Raw genomic sequence first — 717 nt, 5'->3', positions numbered from 1 at the left:
CGGAAGTATTTTCCATATTGGAACGTCATTTGGTCTCCTTCATGCACATCATCATCAATTGTATAATCCGATTTTAATTTTAAAACGTCCCTTGATGTAGCCCAGAACTCTTTTTGACCTGTTTGTGGATTTGTGTGTCCTCTATCAATAGCTATATCGATATTAGAAAAATGAACTTTATCATTTACATTTGTACCTTGTCTTACTGCTGCTAATTTTTTAATACCTAAACGATTAACAGGTTTTGGTGTTGATGTAGTTGAACGTGGTGTAGCATACGTTGTTGTTGAATCTTTTTTATTTGAATAATCTTGAGCTAGTGCACTTAATAATATTGTTTCATCAAGATGATTATAATCTAAATCTAAGTTTTCAACTTGAGCTTTTGCATCTTCTTTGCTTGTATTGTTTGTATCAGCAATATAGTTAGTTAAAGCCTCTTGTTTATCTTCAGTTGTTGCTGCATTTTGAACATCATTTACTACTGTATCAAATTCTTGTGTTGTAGTTGCTTGTGGTGATTTTTGAGATTGAGTTGTAGGTTGAGATGATTGTTTTGTAGTTGTTTCTTGAGAATCAGTTTGGTTTGATTCTGGAGCTTGATCTGTAGTTGTTTTAGGTGTTTGTTCTTCCGTTGTTACTGGTGCTTCTTTTGTTGTGTCAGCTTTTGGTTCTTCCTCTGTTGTTGGTGCTTCTTTTGTTGTATCAGCTTTTGGT

Annotated in this window: 1 protein-coding gene; it reads right to left on the bottom strand. The window is 33.6% G+C overall.

Going from position 1 to position 717, the window contains the following annotated elements; all coding sequences use genetic code 11:
* Positions 1–717 (bottom strand): hypothetical protein (locus AB840_RS15495; RefSeq protein WP_048515703.1); only part of this gene is annotated, 717 nt, incomplete at both ends.

The organism is Megasphaera cerevisiae DSM 20462, from assembly GCF_001045675.1.
Taxonomy (GTDB): domain Bacteria; phylum Bacillota; class Negativicutes; order Veillonellales; family Megasphaeraceae; genus Megasphaera; species Megasphaera cerevisiae.
The sequence above is the reverse complement of the archived record's forward strand: the minus strand, read 5'-3'. Positions and strand labels throughout refer to the sequence as shown.